15 protein-coding genes are annotated in these 18,394 nt (G+C 38.4%); 13 read left to right on the plus strand and 2 right to left on the minus strand.

Annotated features, from left to right (window positions below; genetic code table 11):
• Both VEU72_00930 and VEU72_00935 read left to right on the plus strand, forming a co-directional pair.
• On the plus strand, positions 1-3,321 hold a 3,321-nt coding region (locus tag VEU72_00930), incomplete at its 5' end, for a phage tail protein (GenBank protein HYL65696.1).
• 206 nt (positions 3,322-3,527) lie between these two features.
• Positions 3,528-3,749, plus strand: a complete 222-nt coding sequence (locus VEU72_00935; GenBank protein HYL65697.1) for a hypothetical protein — start codon at positions 3,528-3,530, stop codon at positions 3,747-3,749.
• Positions 3,750-3,898: 149 nt separating this feature from the next.
• Here VEU72_00935 and VEU72_00940 read toward each other — a convergent pair whose 3' ends face one another.
• Complete coding sequence (locus VEU72_00940) at positions 3,899-5,086, minus strand: multicopper oxidase domain-containing protein (protein HYL65698.1); 1,188 nt, start codon at positions 5,084-5,086, stop codon at positions 3,899-3,901.
• Between the two features lie 291 nt (positions 5,087-5,377).
• Between VEU72_00940 and VEU72_00945 the strand changes: the two genes are divergently transcribed.
• From VEU72_00945 to VEU72_00965, 5 genes are all read left to right on the plus strand, one after another.
• Entirely contained in the window at positions 5,378-8,980 is a 3,603-nt protein-coding gene (locus VEU72_00945) for a fibronectin type III domain-containing protein (GenBank protein HYL65699.1), read from the plus strand.
• Between the two features lie 91 nt (positions 8,981-9,071).
• Positions 9,072-10,694 (plus strand): hypothetical protein, encoded by a 1,623-nt coding sequence (locus VEU72_00950; protein HYL65700.1) that lies wholly within the window; start codon positions 9,072-9,074, stop codon positions 10,692-10,694.
• Positions 10,695-10,872: 178 nt separating this feature from the next.
• The gene (locus VEU72_00955; GenBank protein ID HYL65701.1) at positions 10,873-11,628 is read left to right on the plus strand and encodes a hypothetical protein; all 756 of its coding nucleotides are present in this window, start codon (positions 10,873-10,875) and stop codon (positions 11,626-11,628) included.
• Between the two features lie 113 nt (positions 11,629-11,741).
• On the plus strand, positions 11,742-12,239 hold the full coding sequence (locus tag VEU72_00960; protein HYL65702.1) for a DUF899 family protein: 498 nt from the start codon (positions 11,742-11,744) through the stop codon (positions 12,237-12,239).
• A gap of 127 nt (positions 12,240-12,366) precedes the next feature.
• Complete coding sequence (locus tag VEU72_00965) at positions 12,367-13,413, plus strand: NAD(P)-dependent alcohol dehydrogenase (GenBank protein HYL65703.1); 1,047 nt, start codon at positions 12,367-12,369, stop codon at positions 13,411-13,413.
• 57 nt (positions 13,414-13,470) lie between these two features.
• Here the strand turns inward: VEU72_00965 and VEU72_00970 are convergent, their stop codons facing one another.
• A complete protein-coding gene (locus tag VEU72_00970; protein HYL65704.1) occupies positions 13,471-13,743 on the minus strand; it encodes a nickel-binding protein in 273 nt (90 codons plus the stop codon).
• A 113-nt stretch (positions 13,744-13,856) separates the two neighbouring features.
• Here VEU72_00970 and VEU72_00975 point away from each other — a divergent pair, with 113 nt between their 5' ends.
• The 6 genes from VEU72_00975 (at position 13,857) to VEU72_01000 (ending at position 18,323) form a co-directional block, all read left to right on the plus strand.
• Positions 13,857-14,930, plus strand: a complete 1,074-nt coding sequence (locus VEU72_00975; GenBank protein ID HYL65705.1) for a hypothetical protein — start codon at positions 13,857-13,859, stop codon at positions 14,928-14,930.
• Positions 14,931-14,975: 45 nt separating this feature from the next.
• Positions 14,976-15,158, plus strand: a complete 183-nt coding sequence (locus VEU72_00980; GenBank protein HYL65706.1) for a (4Fe-4S)-binding protein — start codon at positions 14,976-14,978, stop codon at positions 15,156-15,158.
• 41 nt (positions 15,159-15,199) lie between these two features.
• Positions 15,200-15,373 carry a hypothetical protein gene (locus VEU72_00985; protein HYL65707.1) on the plus strand — a complete coding sequence of 58 codons (174 nt, stop codon included), beginning with the start codon at positions 15,200-15,202 and terminating at the stop codon, positions 15,371-15,373.
• 70 nt (positions 15,374-15,443) lie between these two features.
• Positions 15,444-16,313, plus strand: coding sequence for a ParA family protein (locus tag VEU72_00990; GenBank protein HYL65708.1), 870 nt, complete (start codon positions 15,444-15,446; stop codon positions 16,311-16,313).
• Between the two features lie 46 nt (positions 16,314-16,359).
• Positions 16,360-17,100 carry a hypothetical protein gene (locus VEU72_00995; GenBank protein HYL65709.1) on the plus strand — a complete coding sequence of 247 codons (741 nt, stop codon included), beginning with the start codon at positions 16,360-16,362 and terminating at the stop codon, positions 17,098-17,100.
• Between the two features lie 302 nt (positions 17,101-17,402).
• On the plus strand, positions 17,403-18,323 hold the full coding sequence (locus tag VEU72_01000; GenBank protein ID HYL65710.1) for a hypothetical protein: 921 nt from the start codon (positions 17,403-17,405) through the stop codon (positions 18,321-18,323).
• The last annotated feature ends 71 nt before the right edge of the window (positions 18,324-18,394 follow it).

Genomic DNA, 18,394 nt, shown 5'->3' on the forward strand with positions numbered 1-18,394 from the left:
ATCCAAGTTTTCGATTCAGCTGGCAACATTCGCTTCCAGTTCGGAACACTTGGTACTGACATTGGGCAATTTACCAGTCCACAAAGTATAGCTGTAGACAGCTCTAACAGAATTATTGTTGCCGACACAAACAATAACCGCATCCAAGTTTTCAGCTCAGCTGGTAACCCTCTCTTCCAGTTTGGAACGTCTGGTACTGGCATTGGGCAATTTAATCATCCAGACGGCATAGCAGTAGACAGCTCTAATGAAATTATTGTTGCTGACACAAACAATAACCGCATCCAGGTTTTTGATTCAGCTGGCAATGTTCGTTTCCAGTTTGGAACAGCTGGTACTGGTGCTGGACAATTTACCAATCCACAAAGTGTAACAGTAGACAGCTCTAATGAAATTATTGTTGCTGATACAAACAACAACCGCGTCCAAGTCTTCAGCTCAGCTGGTAACTTTCTATTCAACTTTGGAACAGCTGGTACTGGAGATGGGCAATTTTCCAGTCCACAAAGTGTAGTAGACAGCTCTAATGAAATTATTGTTGCTGATACAAACAATAACCGCATCCAAGTTTTTTCAAGTCAAACACCTACTCTTACGGTAAATCCAACCTCTGGTCCTCCTGGAATGCAAGTTACACTTAATGGCGATGGTTACGATCCTGGTGTACAAGTTGAGATTGATTTAATCGAGCCTAATGTACTGGTTCTTGCTGATACAACTACAGATAATTTAGGACACCTTACAGCTACGGTTGTAATTCCAGCTAATGTGATTGCACCATTTTCAGCATCAATTAGTGCACATGAAATTGCAAATCCAAGTATGACTGCAAGCATTCCGTTTAATATTATATTACCAACCATACCTCCATCTGTTTCTATTACCATATTTCCAGCTCCTGCAGTGGTAGGTACACCAGAGACTCTAATTGCAAGCATAAATGATCCTGGGTGCCCGACATGTACAACATTTTCATATGCATGGACTCTGGTTTCTAGACCCGCAGGCTCTTCATCTGCTCTGTCAGATCCTAGTGTTTCAAGTCCATCGTTTACACCAGATCTGCCTGGCGCGTATCTAGCCAGTTTGACTGTTACAGACCAGCTTGGTGATGTCTCAGCACAAACATTTCTGACAATTTCAGCTTCATCATGTGGTACATGTGTACCAACTGTCTCACCTACCGCATCACCAAACCCAGATACAGTAGGAACTGTAGTAAATCTTGATGCAAATCCTGGTGACACTGGGTGTCCAGCTTGCATTCAATTCTTTACATATCAATGGACTCTGACAAGCCCTCCAGGCTCGTCATCTGTACTTTCAAATCCCACAATTCGCAATCCGACATTTGCACCTGATATGACTGGTACTTATCAGCTCAGCGTAATTGCAAAAGACTCGCAAGGTCAGAACTCATCACCAATGTTCATAACAGTCTCTGCTGTTCCATCAGCATCTAAGCTGGTCTATACAGCAGGTACGGCCCAGACACTTATTGCTGGTATGGTATCAAATGCAATAACAGTACAGATGCAAGATTCTGCCGGTAACCCAGTTAACGCACCTGCTGGCGGTACAACAGTAAACCTTGATAGCACATCAGGTGGCCAGTTCTCTGCCTCATCATCTCCATTTACTGCAGTTACGTCAGTTACAATACCAGTCGGCTCTAGTTCGATATCATTCTACTTTAAGCACACAGAATCAGGCCATCAAATTATAACTGCATCATCTCCAGGTCTGACATCAGCTTCTACAACATTTACAGTAATAGCACCACTCTCAGTCACACCTGCAATAGCGCCCACTCCTGTTATAGTAGGTACTACAGAAACTCTTTCTGCGAGCATAACTGATCCTAACTGTCCAACATGTAGCCCAACATCATTTTCATATGCATGGTCTCTGGTTTCTAGACCTGCGGGCTCTTTAGCTTCACTTTCAAGTACAACCTTTTTTAGTCCAACATCTATACCAGATGTACCTGGAACTTATGATTTCAGTCTGACTGTTACAGACGGACAGGGTTTTAGCTCAGCACCTAGTGTGCTGCATGTTTTAGCTTCGCCATGTGGTACATGTGTGCCAACTGTTTCACCTACTGCCTCACCAAATCCAGATACAGTAGGTACGGTGGTAAAACTTGATGCAAATCCAGGTGATGCTGGCTGCCCAGCTTGTATTTCATTATTTACATATCACTGGAGTTTGACAAGCCCGCCAAGCTCAACATCTGTACTTTCAGATCCTACTATACGCAATCCAACATTTGCACCTGATACGGCTGGTACTTATCAGCTTAGTGTGACTGCAACAGATTCAGTAGGTCATAGCTCAGTACCAATGTTCATAATAGTTTCAGGTGTTACAGCACCAATACCTCCAACGATTACAGCACCAATCACAGTCACTCCAGGACAATCCTATATCGCCTCGGTCACTGCAAGACCGGGAATGACATATGCTTGGACCATATCTGGAGGAACAATTCCTGGTTCTGCAAATACTCCATCGATAATATTTACTGCAGGTACGACAGGTACCTTGACGCTCTCTGCTACAGAGAAAAATGCAGCAGGTGATACTAGTGCTCCCGGATCGGTCAGTATTGCAGTTGTTGGTAATGATAATGAAAAAGGAAAAACTCTCAAAGCTAATATTTTAAAATATAATTTGGATGTAGACGTCAATGGTATCACAACTGGTAGCAGCTGGTTTCACGAAGTAACAGGCTTGGGTAAAGATACAGATATCACTGAATACAAAGAGGGAGGAAAAAATAATGGTCCTCCAAAGCATACCGGACCTGCAGTTATTACCAAAATAACTCTCAATGGAGAATTTGCTGCAACGACCAGCGTGCCAGATAATTATGTAAAGAATTTGTTCAAAGATACAAAACTAAAGAATGAGAAAAATAATAATCCAACTCAGCTAAGCTCAAATGTTTTGAATATATCACTAGATTGCAATTCCATCACAGCTGGGGGAGTAACCTTTCAGAGAGTAACAGATCAAAACAACTTGCAGGGTAATTTTGTGATAACAAAGTTTGTTTGGTCTAACTTACTGATAAATACTGATAAGGGCAAGAATGGTTTGTCTGATTGGATTTCTGATGTGACAAATGGGAAAAATATCCGCAAAAACATCTCAATTACACTTTTGAGTTCAAATCCAAACACCGCAGGGCATGATTATAATTTCCATGAGTGCTTTCCTTCCCAATTTAGCAACCCACGCTTTGATTCTAAAGCCTCAGATTTCGGAATGGAATCAATTACATTGCAACATGAAGGCGCAAGTAGGATTAAATAATAATTTAAAATTAATGATAAAATTCTAGATGGTCTGTAATTAAACCAAAATGATAACGTATCTTACAGGATTCGAATCATAGGGTTCAGACATGTGGGATTTGAATCTTACAGGATTTAACCTGATTCAAAATGCAAGTACAATATCTTAGAATCACAATTGATAATTTACAGTTACATAATATATGATCAAACAGTAAATCATTCATGGTAAATTATCAAGCCCTAAAGTCATGCCTAGAAAAGAACGGTGAAGTCATGATAAAAACTGATAACGGGCAACAAATAGAATTGCATAAACACAATGTCAAATTTGATGATTCTACAAAAGAGATCATTGTTGATGCTTCTAGCGAGACCTATTGGATTGATTCAGACAAAGTATCCTATTATTGGATACACAGAGAAGGATTCGAATCAAAAGAATAACTTCTACCTAATTCTTTTTAGATTATCTTTATCTGTAACTAGTCTTTTTTCTTAAAATAAAAAATTTGTAAAGTTTTGTAGCGAACCTTACAGGACCCAAACCTTCAGTGGGTTCAGACCTGTGAGAGTTTGTCAGAATATAACCCAGATCAAGTTGTACTCTGTGTCTGATTGTTCTTCTCTACTGTAAATAGCGCCAACATGCCAGCCTTGATGTGATCATTGACATGACAGTGGAATAACCAAATTCCTGTATCGTCAGGTACCATGTCTAAAACTTTCATGCTCATTGGAAGCAATTCCACCATGTCAGTCCTCATACCATTCATCAAGAGAGTCTGTCCATGCCAATGAGGAGTGTGAATGTCTGTTTCGGTACCCATCCCTGCTACATACCAGCGAACATGAGTATTTTCTTTCATTTCTAGTCCTGGAAGATTACCGAAAATGTAACCGTTGATCGAATGCTTTTTGTTGCTTTCAATAAAATCAGGATCATTTTGGTTTACACTTTTTGGATCCTGCGGAAATGTCTGACTGTTGTAATCAAGATAAGGACTACGGTTTTCATCAAAGATTGTAAACAGTGTTACAAATTCTTGATCAACATCCCTTGGAGTGCCGTCAGGATTTGCCATCCCATGTCGTGTGACAATTATAGGACCTACAAGTCCAGCATATGTGTCCCCCACTTCATCTACATGAGAATGATACATCCAAAGAACTGAGCTTGGATCGTTAGGTCCCGGACCAGCTCGTTGAGGCACCTGCCAAGTATAGGTATAGTTTTCTCCAGATAATACAACGGCACCACCTTTGTCTGAACCAAAAACATTGTCGTTGTATTGTGCCCCTTCTGATTCTTTCAAATAAAACAGACCGTGAGGATGCATGCTGGTTGGAATGCGACAATTATTCTTGAATACGACCTTGACTGTATCTCCAACTTCGGCATGAATCACTGGTCCCATCACACCAAGATGTTTCCATTTGTCAGTTACAGGTTGTAGTGTTGTAAAGGTGTCATCAGTATATCCTTGGTAAAGACATTTTAGATATACACTTCCGATGTGGTCTTTGGTGTTTTTTACATAAAGACCTGTATCGTTATCATAAGGTTTTCCAGTAATTAGATTGATTTGTGCTGGAGCAAAATTCCATTTTACTTCATCTGATGCAATATAGTATGTGCGAGTTGTACCTTGAAGTTGGGAAGGTGCTGATGTTTCCATCATGGTATTTTGATGTGAGTTTTCAGTAAACATGTAAACAACAACTCCTGTTAATGCTACAGCAAGTACGATAATTACGCTAAACATTATAGTAGAAGATACCATTGAAATTAGTTCAGCCTAACAAGAATATCTATGATGTGTCTTTTCTAATTTTTAATTCTTGTTTGATAGAATATGCTCTTGAAATTACTAATTCAAAAATAATGCAAAAACAGAACTGCGATCATGGTATTGGGTATTTGCACATTAAACTGTATCCATATCATAGAATAATGTTTAGCTTGTTCAGATCAGAATAATGTTAGCATATCCAAACCAGAATAATGTTAGCATATCCAAATCAGAATAATGTTAGCTTGTTCAGATAACCATTGAAAGCAATTAAGAAGTAACTTGAAAAAAGCATATCGGTATTTGATCCCAATTGTGATTTTTGTCCTTTTGATACCATCATTTGCGAGTCTGTATTCTGTAAATGCACAACTTTTACCTGTAGCACCTAGTCCTCCAACAAATCTAGTTGCAAACGCAGTTTCATCATCTGAGATTGATCTGAGCTGGGCTGCTCCATCTAACCTTGGTGGCTTGATACTATCAGGCTACCAGATTGAGAGATCAGCCAATGGCGGCATCAGCTGGTCTACTATTGTGCCAAATACTGGCTCTACAGCTACAACATATTCTGATACTGGACTGAATCCAAGCACCAGTTACATGTACAGAGTATCTGCAATTAATGCAGTAGGAACAAGCTCACCATCAAACACTGCATCTGCTACAACCAAAGCTCCGCCAGCTACAGCTCCTCAACCGCCAACCAGTCTTACAGCTACAGGTATATCATCATCGCAGATCAACCTATCATGGACTGCTCCAAGCAATAACGGCGGCTCTGCAATAACTGGTTACAAGATAGAGAGATCAACTGATAGTGGAACTACCTGGTCTACTGTTCAATCAAATACAGCAAACACAGCTACAACTTATTCTGATACTGGACTTGCTGCAACTACAACCTACACATACAGAGTATCAGCGATAAACTCAGTTGGTACAAGCTCTCCATCAAACACAGCCTCTGCAACTACAGGTACCACATCTACAGCACCACAACCACCAACTGGATTAACAGCCACAGCTGCATCATCATCACAAATTAATCTAAGCTGGACTGCTCCTGCAAACAACGGAGGTTCAGCAATCACAGGTTACAAGATTGAAAGATCAACTGACAGTGGTACAACATGGAGTACAGTAATAGCAAATACTGGCTCTACAGCTACGACATATTCAGATAATGGACTTGCAGCAAGTACCACATACACCTACAGAGTTTCAGCAATTAATAGTGTAGGTGCCAGTCCTCCATCTAACACTGCATCTGCAACTACATCTAGTGCAACTATATCTGGTTCTAGTATCTCACTTAATACAAACTCTGTTAATGTAGGCACATCAGTTAGAATCACAGGTGCCAAGTTTGCACCAAACTCTCCAATTACCATATCGTATGATTCCTATACATATGCATTCAACTCTGCAAGCGACGCACCGACTCCATCTAATATTCAAACCGATTCTAATGGTGGTTTTGTTGGAATAATTTCAGTACAGCATTCTGTTGCAGGAACTCACACCATAATAGTTCAGGATGCAGCAAAAAATACTGCTACTGCCAGTGTCACAATGACACCTCATGTATTTACCTATCCGACATCAGGAGCTGCCGGCTCCCAAGTACTGATTCCAGATTCCAACGGTAATGGCTTTGCAGCTAGTTCTCCAATTACCATATCATTTGATGGTGCGACAGTTGCGACTTCAAGTACCATAACTACTGATACCACTGGTAACTTTGGAGGAACCTTCACCATACCCAGTGCAGCTTCACTTGGCACACACCAGATTCAAGTATCAGATGGTATGGGTAACGTCTATCCTATTTCATTTACTGTAGTCAGCTCGTCTACTCCTACATTTAACATTCAACCTATAGCAACAGGGCTCAGTATTCCAGACAGAATGGCCTTTATTCCAGATAACGGACCTGGCGTAGATGGCACTGGAACATTTATGGTTCTTGAAAAAAATACTGGAAATGTAATCGTATATAAAAATACAGGTAGCCAATTTGCAAAACAGGCAACACCATTTGTAACAATACCGAATCTTCTAACAGGATTTGAAGACAATGGACTATTGGGAATTGCATTTGATCCAAACTGGACAAACTCAAAACTAGTTTACTTTTATGTTACAAGAACTGTATCAGGATCTCCAGTAAATGAGGTTATCAGATATCATGCTACAACAGATTCATCTGGAAATATAGTAGCAGATTCTTCTGTAGGTGAGCAGCTCATACTTAGTTCTCCAGGTTGGCAGGATGGTCATAACGGAGGCTGTCTCAAGTTTGACTCTGCAGGAAACCTCTACATTACTGATAGTGACGGATGGACATTCAAGGGACAGGACTTGACAATATTGCAAGCAAAGATGCTTAGAATCACTCCACTTGCATCCCCTGACGCTAGTGGAAAACTATATTCAATTCCAAGTACAAATCCATTTGCATCAAGTACTGATACATCAATCAAAAAAGAGATCTGGGGTTATGGAGTAAGAAATCCATATACATTTGATATTGATTCAAAGTCAGGCAGAATTTACGCATCAGATGTGGGTTACAATGCATGGGAGAGCATAAAGGACTTTACTACTGCTGGTGCAAATGCTGGATGGTCAAACTATGAGAGCCCACCATTTGGTAATCCACAAAACTTGGCAAGCTATACACCACCTGTATACTGGTATCCACACGAAGGAGTAGAATCGCAGACAGCGCCAGAGGGTCTTCAGGCTATCACAGGGGCAGCCTTTTACCATGGTACCTATTATCCAAATCTCGAAGGTGCCTACTTTTTTGCAGATTATGGAGTGCACATGATTTCTGCACTCTTGCCATCAAGTACAGCTCCACCTACAATTGATCCTGCAAGTGGAGTTCCAAAAGGACAGGTTGTACCAATATACTTTGATAAATCTACTTTGCCAATTGATCTTGAAGTCTGGAACGGAGCACTATACTTTGTTGACCTTAGTGGAAGCATCAATGTACTAAACTATGGATCTAGTCAACCACCTAGTGGAGGAGGTTCTGGAAGTACACTCTCTCCAACAAGCCTTACAGCTACTGCAGTATCATCATCGCAGATCAATCTATCCTTGACAGCACCAAATAACATTGGTGGTTTGGTAGCAGGATACAAGATAGAAAGAGTAACTGGTAGTAATACAAATTGGGTCACTATCGTACCCAGCACTGGTTCCACAGCAACAACATATTCAGATACTGGACTTTCTCAAAGTACAATCTACACCTACAGAGTATCTGCACTGTATGTTGGTGGAGTAACAAGTGACCCGTCTAACACTGCATCTGCAACAACACAATGTGCCATATGCAAGTTGACCGTGACAACCAAACTGACAACAGGAGTATCTCTTGATGGGATGTATTCAGAGTTACGCAATTCCACTGGAGGATTGGTCTCATCAGGATTCACTCCTATTGTGTTTGATCTAAAGACTGGAGAGCAGTATACAGTTGGGATGGGAGATTACAACACATTTGTGTTTGATCATTGGAGTGATACTGGTTCATCAGTGAATCCAAGATCAGTATCTATAACAAACAACACTCAGATTACTGCTGTTTATCGCGATACAGCACCGCTAGTTCTCAGTCCATCACAAGGACCTGCAGGTACCACTGTGACTGTAACTGGTACTGCATTCTCACCTAATCAAACAATTACCATATCCTATGATGGTGGTACAATTGCCACAAATCCAGCTACTATTACTTCAAATCCAACAGGAGGTTTTACAGCTACATTCCAAGTACCTCTAGGATCAATTGGTAAACATACAGTTCTAGCAACAGATGGTATCAATACCCACTCTGCTACATTTATGGACACTCAAGGCCCCTAAATAATATCTTGATTGTAATTGTTTATCAGAAGGTTGATACAGAGAAAACCTACACCAATTTTTTAATCAAGATAATCAGCATTAAAGCAAATTGAAAACTCTACATCTTTCAATAATCATAGTACTTGTAATAATAATTTCAGGTACTGTGAAGGAAGTATACGCGTATGGATCGGATGGAGGAAACATGATACCATCTCCACAACCTATTCAAAATAATACAAACAATATAGAGATTCAAAATATCGGAGTCCAGCCTTCAACCATTAAGGTTGGAGATACCTTTACAGTCACTGCAACTTTGGTCAACAACTCTCCAAACCCAATATTTGTGGATCATGGTGCATGCGAGGCTCCCTTCTCTGTAACCTTTGATAACTACGTTCTAGTCAGCGAAAATAACATAAATTGTACTACTCAAATGATATTGCAAAAACTAGATGTAGGTACAAAGATCACTGCGACAAGCCCATATCTAGATCTTGTTTATCACGCAATAGATGTTGGAAATACAAATGCTACAATAACTTTCCGATATGGTATGTGGGATCTAGCTACACAAGGAAATATTGAAAAGACAATTTCAAAATCGTTTCAATTTATGATATACGATCACAATACAGGAATTCCATCTCTTAATTATGTAGAACATCCTGTCATGATTCTAATAGATTCACCATTAAAACAGGTTCAATCTGGAATTGCTGCAAACGATGTCAAGTGCAATGCAGGATTTCAGTTAATTTTCAAGGCAGAAGACTATACTACTCCAGCTTGCGTCCAACCTGAAACTGCAACCAAACTTATTCAAAGAGGTTGGGCTCTGGACACAACTTCACCAGTGCCTTTTATCAAGAAAATGGAGATAGAAGGATTACAACAAACTTACACGGTCGGTCAGCCAATTAATGCTACAGTAAAGTATACTGGATATTCTTGGTATCGAGAGCCTGATGTAAAAATCTTGGATGCAAACGGTACTCAGATCTGGTTCAATTGTGCATATTGTTATACCCGTTCAGAAGCAATACAATCTCCTTCACTTGGAACTTTTATCTATCATGTGAGAGAATATAGCAGCAATAATCCTCCAGTGATTAACAAAACAGGGACTTACACTATGGTTGCCACACTTGACAACAAAACAGCAGAAGCAAAGTTTGACATTATTCCGGCAAGCTTACAGCAAACAATTCCAAATCCAATCTACAATTCAACCTCTTCTAATGGTCCAGAGTTCAAGGTCGGTCCAGATCTTCTAGGTCCATTACCACACCAATTGGTATTTTTTATGAAATCCAATTCAACTGCAAAGATATTTGTCGAATATACATCCAATGAACCAAACACAGGAACACTTCCAAGTTATTCTAGCGTTTATGTTGGTAAGGGGGGAAACTTTACTCCACTTATGACATCGGATGTAACCATAATTGCAGATCCATCATCAATTCCTAAGAACAAAGGTTCGGATACTAGAGTTGTGTACACTGTAACTGCAAAGGAAGGAGTCAAGGGAGTTTATTGGATATTTCTGGTACAATTTTGCAGAGTAATGCCTCTTGCCATTGATATCAATAGTTTGACTATTAGTCCATTTGACATACCAGTCCAGACGGGAATAATGCATTGTCCAGCTCAATTTCTTGAAGGAAAAATTCTTGGAATTTCAGGGGGAACTGCAGAATACAAGATAGGACAACCTGTGCAATAAGAAAAATGAAAACTTTACATCTTTCAATTATTCTAATTGTTTCAAAAATTTAGTGGTTTAAAATAATACAAATTATTTTGATAAAAACGCAATCTAATCCAAGATCTTTTAAAATTTCCAAAATGGGAAAGATCGGTTTTATATATTTGCAGAACTAATATCATCACGGGTTTGGGGTTTGAATAGAGTTCTTGTTATTCCGATAATTATATCTCTAGGGCTGATTGCAGGACTACATACACCTGCATTTGCAAATCCTACCATCTCCACTTTTAATGACAAGACAACTTTTCTTACCGCAACTGGGGCCACACCTGCAACGGGCCCATTGCCAGATCTAGGACGAATTCCTGGAGGAGCTGCTGCAAGCCAGACAGTTGGGAGTGCGACATTTAGCATAGCAGCTCCTAGCAGCGAATTGTTCATAGGAACATCTGGAGTAGGTGGCATCACTAATAATGATTGGACACTACGACTTCCAGGTCCTGACATTGCAATCTCTGATGTTGAAAATCTCAATATTGATCTTGCTAGCCCTGTTTTTTCGCTTGGTTTTGACTTTGTCAAACCTCAAACAGATCCTAACATTAATGCACCTTTCGGTCCTTCAGTGTTTACAATCACGCTCAAAAACGGTGCCACGTTTGTTGACTCTTTTACAGTTACCTCGCCATCTGCTGCTTTTCCAACTGACTCTGCTGATTTTGTTGGAGTATCAAGTGATACGGCCTTTAACAGAGTAGAAATCAGAGAGACCACTGGAGGAATCGACAATGAATTCTTCGGCCAAGTATATACAGGAACAACCCCACTACATGGTCCATCAATTCCAGACTTTCCATTCTCGTATAGCTTGGTAATCATGTTTGTTGCAGTAGCTGCGGTGTATGTTGCAATAAGACAAGGAATGGTTCCAAACTTCAAGCGTTTTTAACTAGATTAATTTTTAAAATAAAAAATTTGAAAAGTAGTTTTGTAGCAAGCCTATCTCGCTAAATCACTTTACAATCCAAGAACTTTTAATTTCAAGCAAGTCTATGGTATGATGTGACAAAAACTTCAGAAAAACTTTCAGAGAAGGTAAGCGATTATTACTTTTTAGATTCCGAAAATCAAAAAATTAATCTCTCTAAATTATTTGGCAAAAAGAACGATCTAATTCTTATCCATAACATGGGCAAAACCTGTCCTTACTGTACAATGTGGGCTGATGGCTTTAATGGCCTGTTGCCTCATCTGGAGGATCGTGCTACGTTTGTAGTCTCATCACCAGACGAGCCTGCAACCCAAAAAGAATTTGCAAACTCACGAAGATGGAAGTTTAAGATGGTCTCTACCAAAGGAACATCCTTTGCAAAAGATATGGGATTTGAAAAAGATGGAATGCCACAACCTGGAGTTTCCGTATTCTACAAAGACGGTGACAAAATAATACGTGTTGGCCATGATAACTTTGGGCCAGGAGATAGATTTTGTCCAACTTTCCCTTTGTTTGATCTATTAAAAGACGGTACAAATAACTGGCAAGCGAAATTCAAATACTAGTGTTATTCAAATTTCTAGTGCATGCAGTTCAAAAACCATTCAAACTAGAACTCTGTTAGTGACTGGATTCATAGCTGTCAATAATTAAATACGAAAGCATGAATTATCAATCAAGGAGAAAAAAATAATGAAAGTTAATGGGTATGCAGCACAAAAAGCAAAGGCATCTCTTGCACCATACTCATTTGAAAGACGCGAGCCAGGACCCTTTGATGTTCTAATCGATATTAATTACTGCGGAATCTGCCATACCGATATACACCAAGTAGGTGACGAATGGGGAGGCTCGCAATTTCCAATGGTTCCAGGTCATGAGATTACTGGAATAGTGTCACAAGTTGGTCCCAAAGTGACTAGATACAAAAAAGGCGACAGGGTGGGAGTAGGATGCTTTGTAGATTCGTGTCGCAAGTGCGAGCCCTGCAAAAAAAACCTAGAGCAGTATTGTACGGGTGGAATGGTAACAACATACAACGGATTTGAAAGAGATGGAACTCCAACCCAAGGCGGATATTCAAACAATATAGTTGTAGATGAAAACTATGTGCTAAAAATTCCAGACAATCTTCCACTGGATAGGACAGCGCCACTTTTGTGTGCTGGAATAACACTCTACTCTCCTTTAATGCACTGGAAGGCAGGACCAGGAAAAAAAGTTGCAATAATTGGTCTTGGTGGCATAGGCCACATGGGAGTAAAAATTGCACATGCATTGGGTGCCGAAGTTACAGTTCTTAGTCACTCACTAAAAAAACAAGAGGACGGAAAAAAACTTGGAGCTGATTATTTTTATGCCACATCTGATCCTGCAACGTTTGAAAAACTAAAAGGACATTTTGATCTTATCATAAATACCGTATCAGCAGAGCTTGACTGGAACCAGTACCTGGAACTTTTAGCCCTTGATGGTGCAATGGTTGTAGTTGGAATTCCAGAAAAGCAAACACCTGTTGGTTCGTTTCCACTGGTTGCAGGCCGCCGCAGTCTTGCAGGTTCATTAATTGGTGGAATAAAAGAGACACAAGAGATGCTTGATTTTTGCTCTAAACATAACATTGCAAGCGAGATAGAAATAATACCAATTGAAAAGGTAAATGAAGCTTACAAGCGCGTACTAAACAGCGATGTTCGATACAGATTTGTCATTGATATTAAATCACTTGAAAAACAGTGATCCAAAACAAGACCCTGATGGTTTTGTTCCTTAAACTATTCGAATCTAAAAAATATATCAACTAGATTTTTGTGGATCCGGGCCTTGTGGCTTCATTGGTGCTGCCATGACTACCTCGGTAATCCACTCGCACTTGATGTCAGCTTTGGTATGATGGTCCTCAACCATCTCTTTGTTAGGAGCCTCAAGTAAACAAAAACATACACGTGATTCTCTGTTGTAGAACAGGTTGATGTGTCTGACACCAAACTCATCGCGCGGTGATTGACATAGTTCTTTTAGATTGTCTTCTGAAAATGGTACCTTGTGAACATCAAGAAATATTGGCAATATGTTGTGAGAGATTCTTCTAGTTTATATTATTTATTATCATTTTTTCATTTTCATTTAATTTTTGAATTTTAAATTATTTTGTTAAAAAATAGGCGTCTGTGTTTATATTTATGAATTTTATAACATATGTGAATTTGGAAGCCCCAACAAACATGAATTCTGAAAAATTAGAAATTGAGCATGGTGCTGAAAATTCAGAAGAGCAAGCATTACAAATAATTTCAAAGATAAAGGAAAAACTTGATTGCTGTTATGATAAGAATGGCCCAGCAGCCCAAATAGGCAGCGAACCGCTATGGAATGCAATAGCACAGCTCAAGTATAAAGGAACAAAATTAAGATTGATCACAGAGATTACCAAAGAAAACATTGCCTACTGCAAAACCATGATGAGATATTTTGATGTCCGTCACATGGATGGCGTTAAAGGAAACTTTGGAATATCTGATGGAGTGGAATATGTTGGCAATATGCTTGCATTTGATGGCAAGCCAGAAACGCAACTTATCCACATGAATGATAAACCATTCATAGAGTTACAACAATTTCTGTTTGATACTCTATGGAGTAAGGCAATTCAAGCTAGAGAAAAAATTAAGGAAATCGAACTAGGCCTTGATAAAGAGTTTATTGAAACAATTAAAGATCCTTTAGAGATACAACAGCTTGTTCACAATCTTTTAAAATCTGCCACATATGAGATACTAATATTATTTTCCTCAATCAACTCGTTTTATCGTGCAAAACAGGAAAACATTTTAGAAATGCTAAAAGAATCTGTAGAGCGCGGCGTTAATGTAAGATTGCTAGCACCAGCAGAAGAAGATACCATAAAAGAAATATCTGAAAGAAAATTAAAGGAAAGGCGAAAGCAAATTCACATCCAACACATTCGAAAGCCTTTACAAACTAATATTATTACTCTGATAATAGATCAGACAATTTCACTTTCTATAGAAATTAATGATGACACCAAAGAAACACTCAAAGAATCTACGGGACTTGCCACCTATTCAAACAGCGAATCAAATGTTTCCTCATGCGCATCCATATTTGAGAGCCTTTGGATACAATCAGAACTGGATAAACAGAACAAAATAAAGCAAGTCTATTTTCAGGTGTTCAAGGGGTTTGGGCTCAAAGACGAAACTTACAAGCGTAGTTGGCAGAATGAAAACAGCTAGATCAAAAAATCTAATCTTTATATCATATTATGATTTGAATTAATTATGCTAAAAATTACATGGGACGATAAAATTTGTACACATTCAGGTAATTGTGTAAAAAGTCTTCCTTCTGTATTTCAAGTAAAGGATGGAAAATTTGTTATCATTCCAGACGGTGCACCTGAGGATCAAATTCGTAAAACTGTACATGCATGTCCATCTGGTGCCTTGCAAATTCGAGAATAATGATTAATTACAATAATATTAAAAAATAAGGACAGAGGACGATGCAAAATGATGAGCAGAAAAATACATGTGCGATGTGTGGAAAAAAAATTGACGAACCAAAAAAACAAGTTTTAGTCGAGAAAATTGATAATGCAAATTATATTTTTGATAGTGAAGATTGCGCATTGATCTTCAAGAGATTTAGAAGCTTGTATGGAAGCAGTTTCGGATAATGTTTTGATTTTCATATTTTCCAAATACTCTTTAGAAATTCCTAAATACATATGACACAATTTTAGAACGATGGCCAAGTGCATTGCTTTTCATTCATACAAGGGCGGTACTGGAAAAACAACAATAGCATGCAATTTTGCAGCTGCATTGGTAAAAAAAGGATACAAAGTATTTCTGCTCGATCTAGATGTTTCTGCCCCTAGCATACAGGCCTATTTTGAGAAATCACCAAAGAGATGGGTTAATGACTTTTTAATTAATGAAGCAGATGTTGATGATTTAGCCACTGATATGACAAATGTCATTACTGAACATGACAAACAAAATGCTTCATCAAATGAAAATAGTAAGAAAGGAAAACTATGGGTTGGTTTTTGCAATCCAAAAAAAGAAGAGATATACAAACTTGAGGGTGGAAAAGAAGAAATTTCAAAGATGCAACTGCTTCGCAAGTTTATACTTTTAAGAGAACAACTGATTTCGGAATTTGGAGTAGACTATATAATAATTGATACTAGTCCTGGCATAAGATATTGGTCAATTAACGCATTGGCAGTAGCTGACATATTATTTCTAACACTCAAGATGGGTGATTTGGATATTGATGGCACAAAAAAGATGGCAGATGATATCTATGGCTCCTTAACAAAGTTTGGCGCCAAATCATATCTAATTTTAAACAGAGTTGCAGGCTTTTGTGTCCCTAATATAATAACCAAATCCTTGTCTGAAAATAATCCAAGTGTTCTAGTTCAGCAAGGATCTGATGTTAATGATAGGATTTCTAAAACGGTAGGAATGGACGTGATATCTGCAATTCCATGCTATTGTGATATTCAATTTAGCAGAAAGGAATTTCTGACCGTACTAAAACATCCTGATCATCCTTTTGCGGATCAAATCAAACGTCTCTCCGAAGATGCTCAAGTTAAAGTTTAAGCATATCTTTTTTCACTAGCAAGTATCTTTGACATCGATTACTTGCATGTTATGCGGAAACACAATTTTAGGTGAACCAATATTAGATTCTGATCTTGTTTTTGATACCGAACAATGCAGGCAAACATATAGAAAATTATCAGGAGTATACGGGCATAATATTTCAGATATGGGATTGCCAGACGTACTTAATGCCAATTTTTTCTTTATTGATGTGATTGGTCTTTCAGACCCATCTTTATCAGTAAAGAAACAGATAACAAAGATAGATGTTCTTAACAAATTAATTGGTTCTTGTAACGTTTTTTTTACAACGCCAAAAAGCAGAAAAATTATTTTACCAACTGGAGATGGAATGGCCATCGGATTCCTTTTGAATCCTGAATTACCACTACAACTTGGCATACAATTTCAACAAAAACTTGCTGAATATAATAAAGACAAACCTGCAGAGGATATAATTGGTGTACGAATCGGCTTGAGCTCTGGTCCTGTGTTTGTACATAATGACATTAACAATAACAAAAATTTGTGGGGACCTGGAATGGTATTGGCTCGGCGTGTCATGGATTTAGGTGATAATCTGCATATATTGATTGCAGACAGACTAGCTGAAGAATTAATTGGATTAAAAGACGAGTATAGAGAGATTATAACACCAATAGCGGAATATGAAATTAAACATGGACAAATAATAAAGCTATATTCTGTGCATTCTAAAGAATTTGGCAATCCAAAATTGCCTGAAAAAGTTATTGCGTATATTGCTAAAAAAAATCAAGGATAATTTTTAAAAGATATTTTTTATAAAAAAATTGGAAAGGAGTTTTGTAGTGAACCTTACAGGACGCGATTCAAAAACTATGAATGAATCAACATCTATTTCTATGAATTATTTTGAGAAAAATGAGATTTAAATTATAAAATTTTAACACCTTCCAAAAATGGAAAGATCATCTATAAATATATACAAAATATTGTAGATCTGGGTTTGGAATTAAAGTATACATCAATTAGAATAATTTTTCCATCTACGATAATTAGCATGATTGGATTTCCAACTCATGACACTGATACAATGGTGATATTATGAAGGGTATAAATTCAATAACTAAACTAAAGGGTAGAAAAACAACTATTCTGTTTTCAATACTTGTGATATCATTGCTTACTTTGATAATTCCAGGAAAAGCACTTGCGACTACTCCAGGGGGTATTTATTTAACAGGTCACGACCCAGACTTTCATGCTTACTTTGGTGCAAGCAATCCAGCAGGTGCACAACACATCATCCAAGATGCCATAAAATATGTAACCTTTAACAAAGTCAATCCAAAAATTTTGCTTGTAATGGATGTGAGCGATCCAGGTGGTGGGTTTAGTGACCCGCGATTTGGTATGGTTGCTTCTGGATTTGTTTCATTTGATGTTGCAGACTATGGTTCAGGTGCACCAGGAATTAAAGATCTGCATACGGTTGTTTTTAGCAATTATGATGTCGTGGTTGTGGCCTCTGACTTTGGCGGTTGGCTCAGACAATCGGAGTTGGATGTTTTGAATTCTCGCTCTGCTGATATTATCAATTTCTTAAATGCAGGTGGAGGTGTTGTAGCTTTTGCCGAGTCAGGACAAGGAGGCCTTACAACACATAACCAATTCAAATTCCTTCCATTTGTAGTAAGTACTCTTCCAGTTAATGCTTTTGAATCTGGAAACACAGTCACCCCACTTGGAACTTCAATAGGATTGACAAACGGTGATATTAACGGTAATTTTTTTCATAACGTCTTTACTTCAGGTGGGGGGATGGGCATTGTTGATCTAGATCCAAATAATGAAATTCTTAGCCTTGCAGAACGAGGTGATGCCGTTGGAAATGGAGGTGTAACACCACCAACATCAATTCCAGACTTTCCATTCTCGTACAGCTTGGTAATCATGTTTGTTGCAGTAGCTGCGGTGTATGTTGCAATAAGACAAGGAATGATTCCAAACTTCAAGCGATTTTAAAATCTCAGCACCAAATCTTACAGGACTCGGATCTTTAGATTAATTATTGATCTGAAATAAATCATATCCAA

This window comes from Nitrosopumilaceae archaeon (assembly GCA_035631875.1).
Classification (GTDB): Archaea; Thermoproteota; Nitrososphaeria; order Nitrososphaerales; family Nitrosopumilaceae; genus TA-20.

Coding starts and splice junctions, on each gene's coding strand:
- VEU72_00935 (HYL65697.1), top strand. CDS start 3,528: ATGGTAAATTATCAAGCCCTAAAGTCATGCCTAGAAAAGAACGGTGAA.
- VEU72_00940 (HYL65698.1), bottom strand. CDS start 5,086: ATGGTATCTTCTACTATAATGTTTAGCGTAATTATCGTACTTGCTGTA.
- VEU72_00965 (HYL65703.1), top strand. CDS start 12,367: ATGAAAGTTAATGGGTATGCAGCACAAAAAGCAAAGGCATCTCTTGCA.
- VEU72_00975 (HYL65705.1), top strand. CDS start 13,857: ATGAATTTTATAACATATGTGAATTTGGAAGCCCCAACAAACATGAAT.
- VEU72_00980 (HYL65706.1), top strand. CDS start 14,976: ATGCTAAAAATTACATGGGACGATAAAATTTGTACACATTCAGGTAAT.
- VEU72_00985 (HYL65707.1), top strand. CDS start 15,200: ATGCAAAATGATGAGCAGAAAAATACATGTGCGATGTGTGGAAAAAAA.
- VEU72_00990 (HYL65708.1), top strand. CDS start 15,444: ATGGCCAAGTGCATTGCTTTTCATTCATACAAGGGCGGTACTGGAAAA.
- VEU72_00995 (HYL65709.1), top strand. CDS start 16,360: ATGTTATGCGGAAACACAATTTTAGGTGAACCAATATTAGATTCTGAT.
- VEU72_01000 (HYL65710.1), top strand. CDS start 17,403: ATGAAGGGTATAAATTCAATAACTAAACTAAAGGGTAGAAAAACAACT.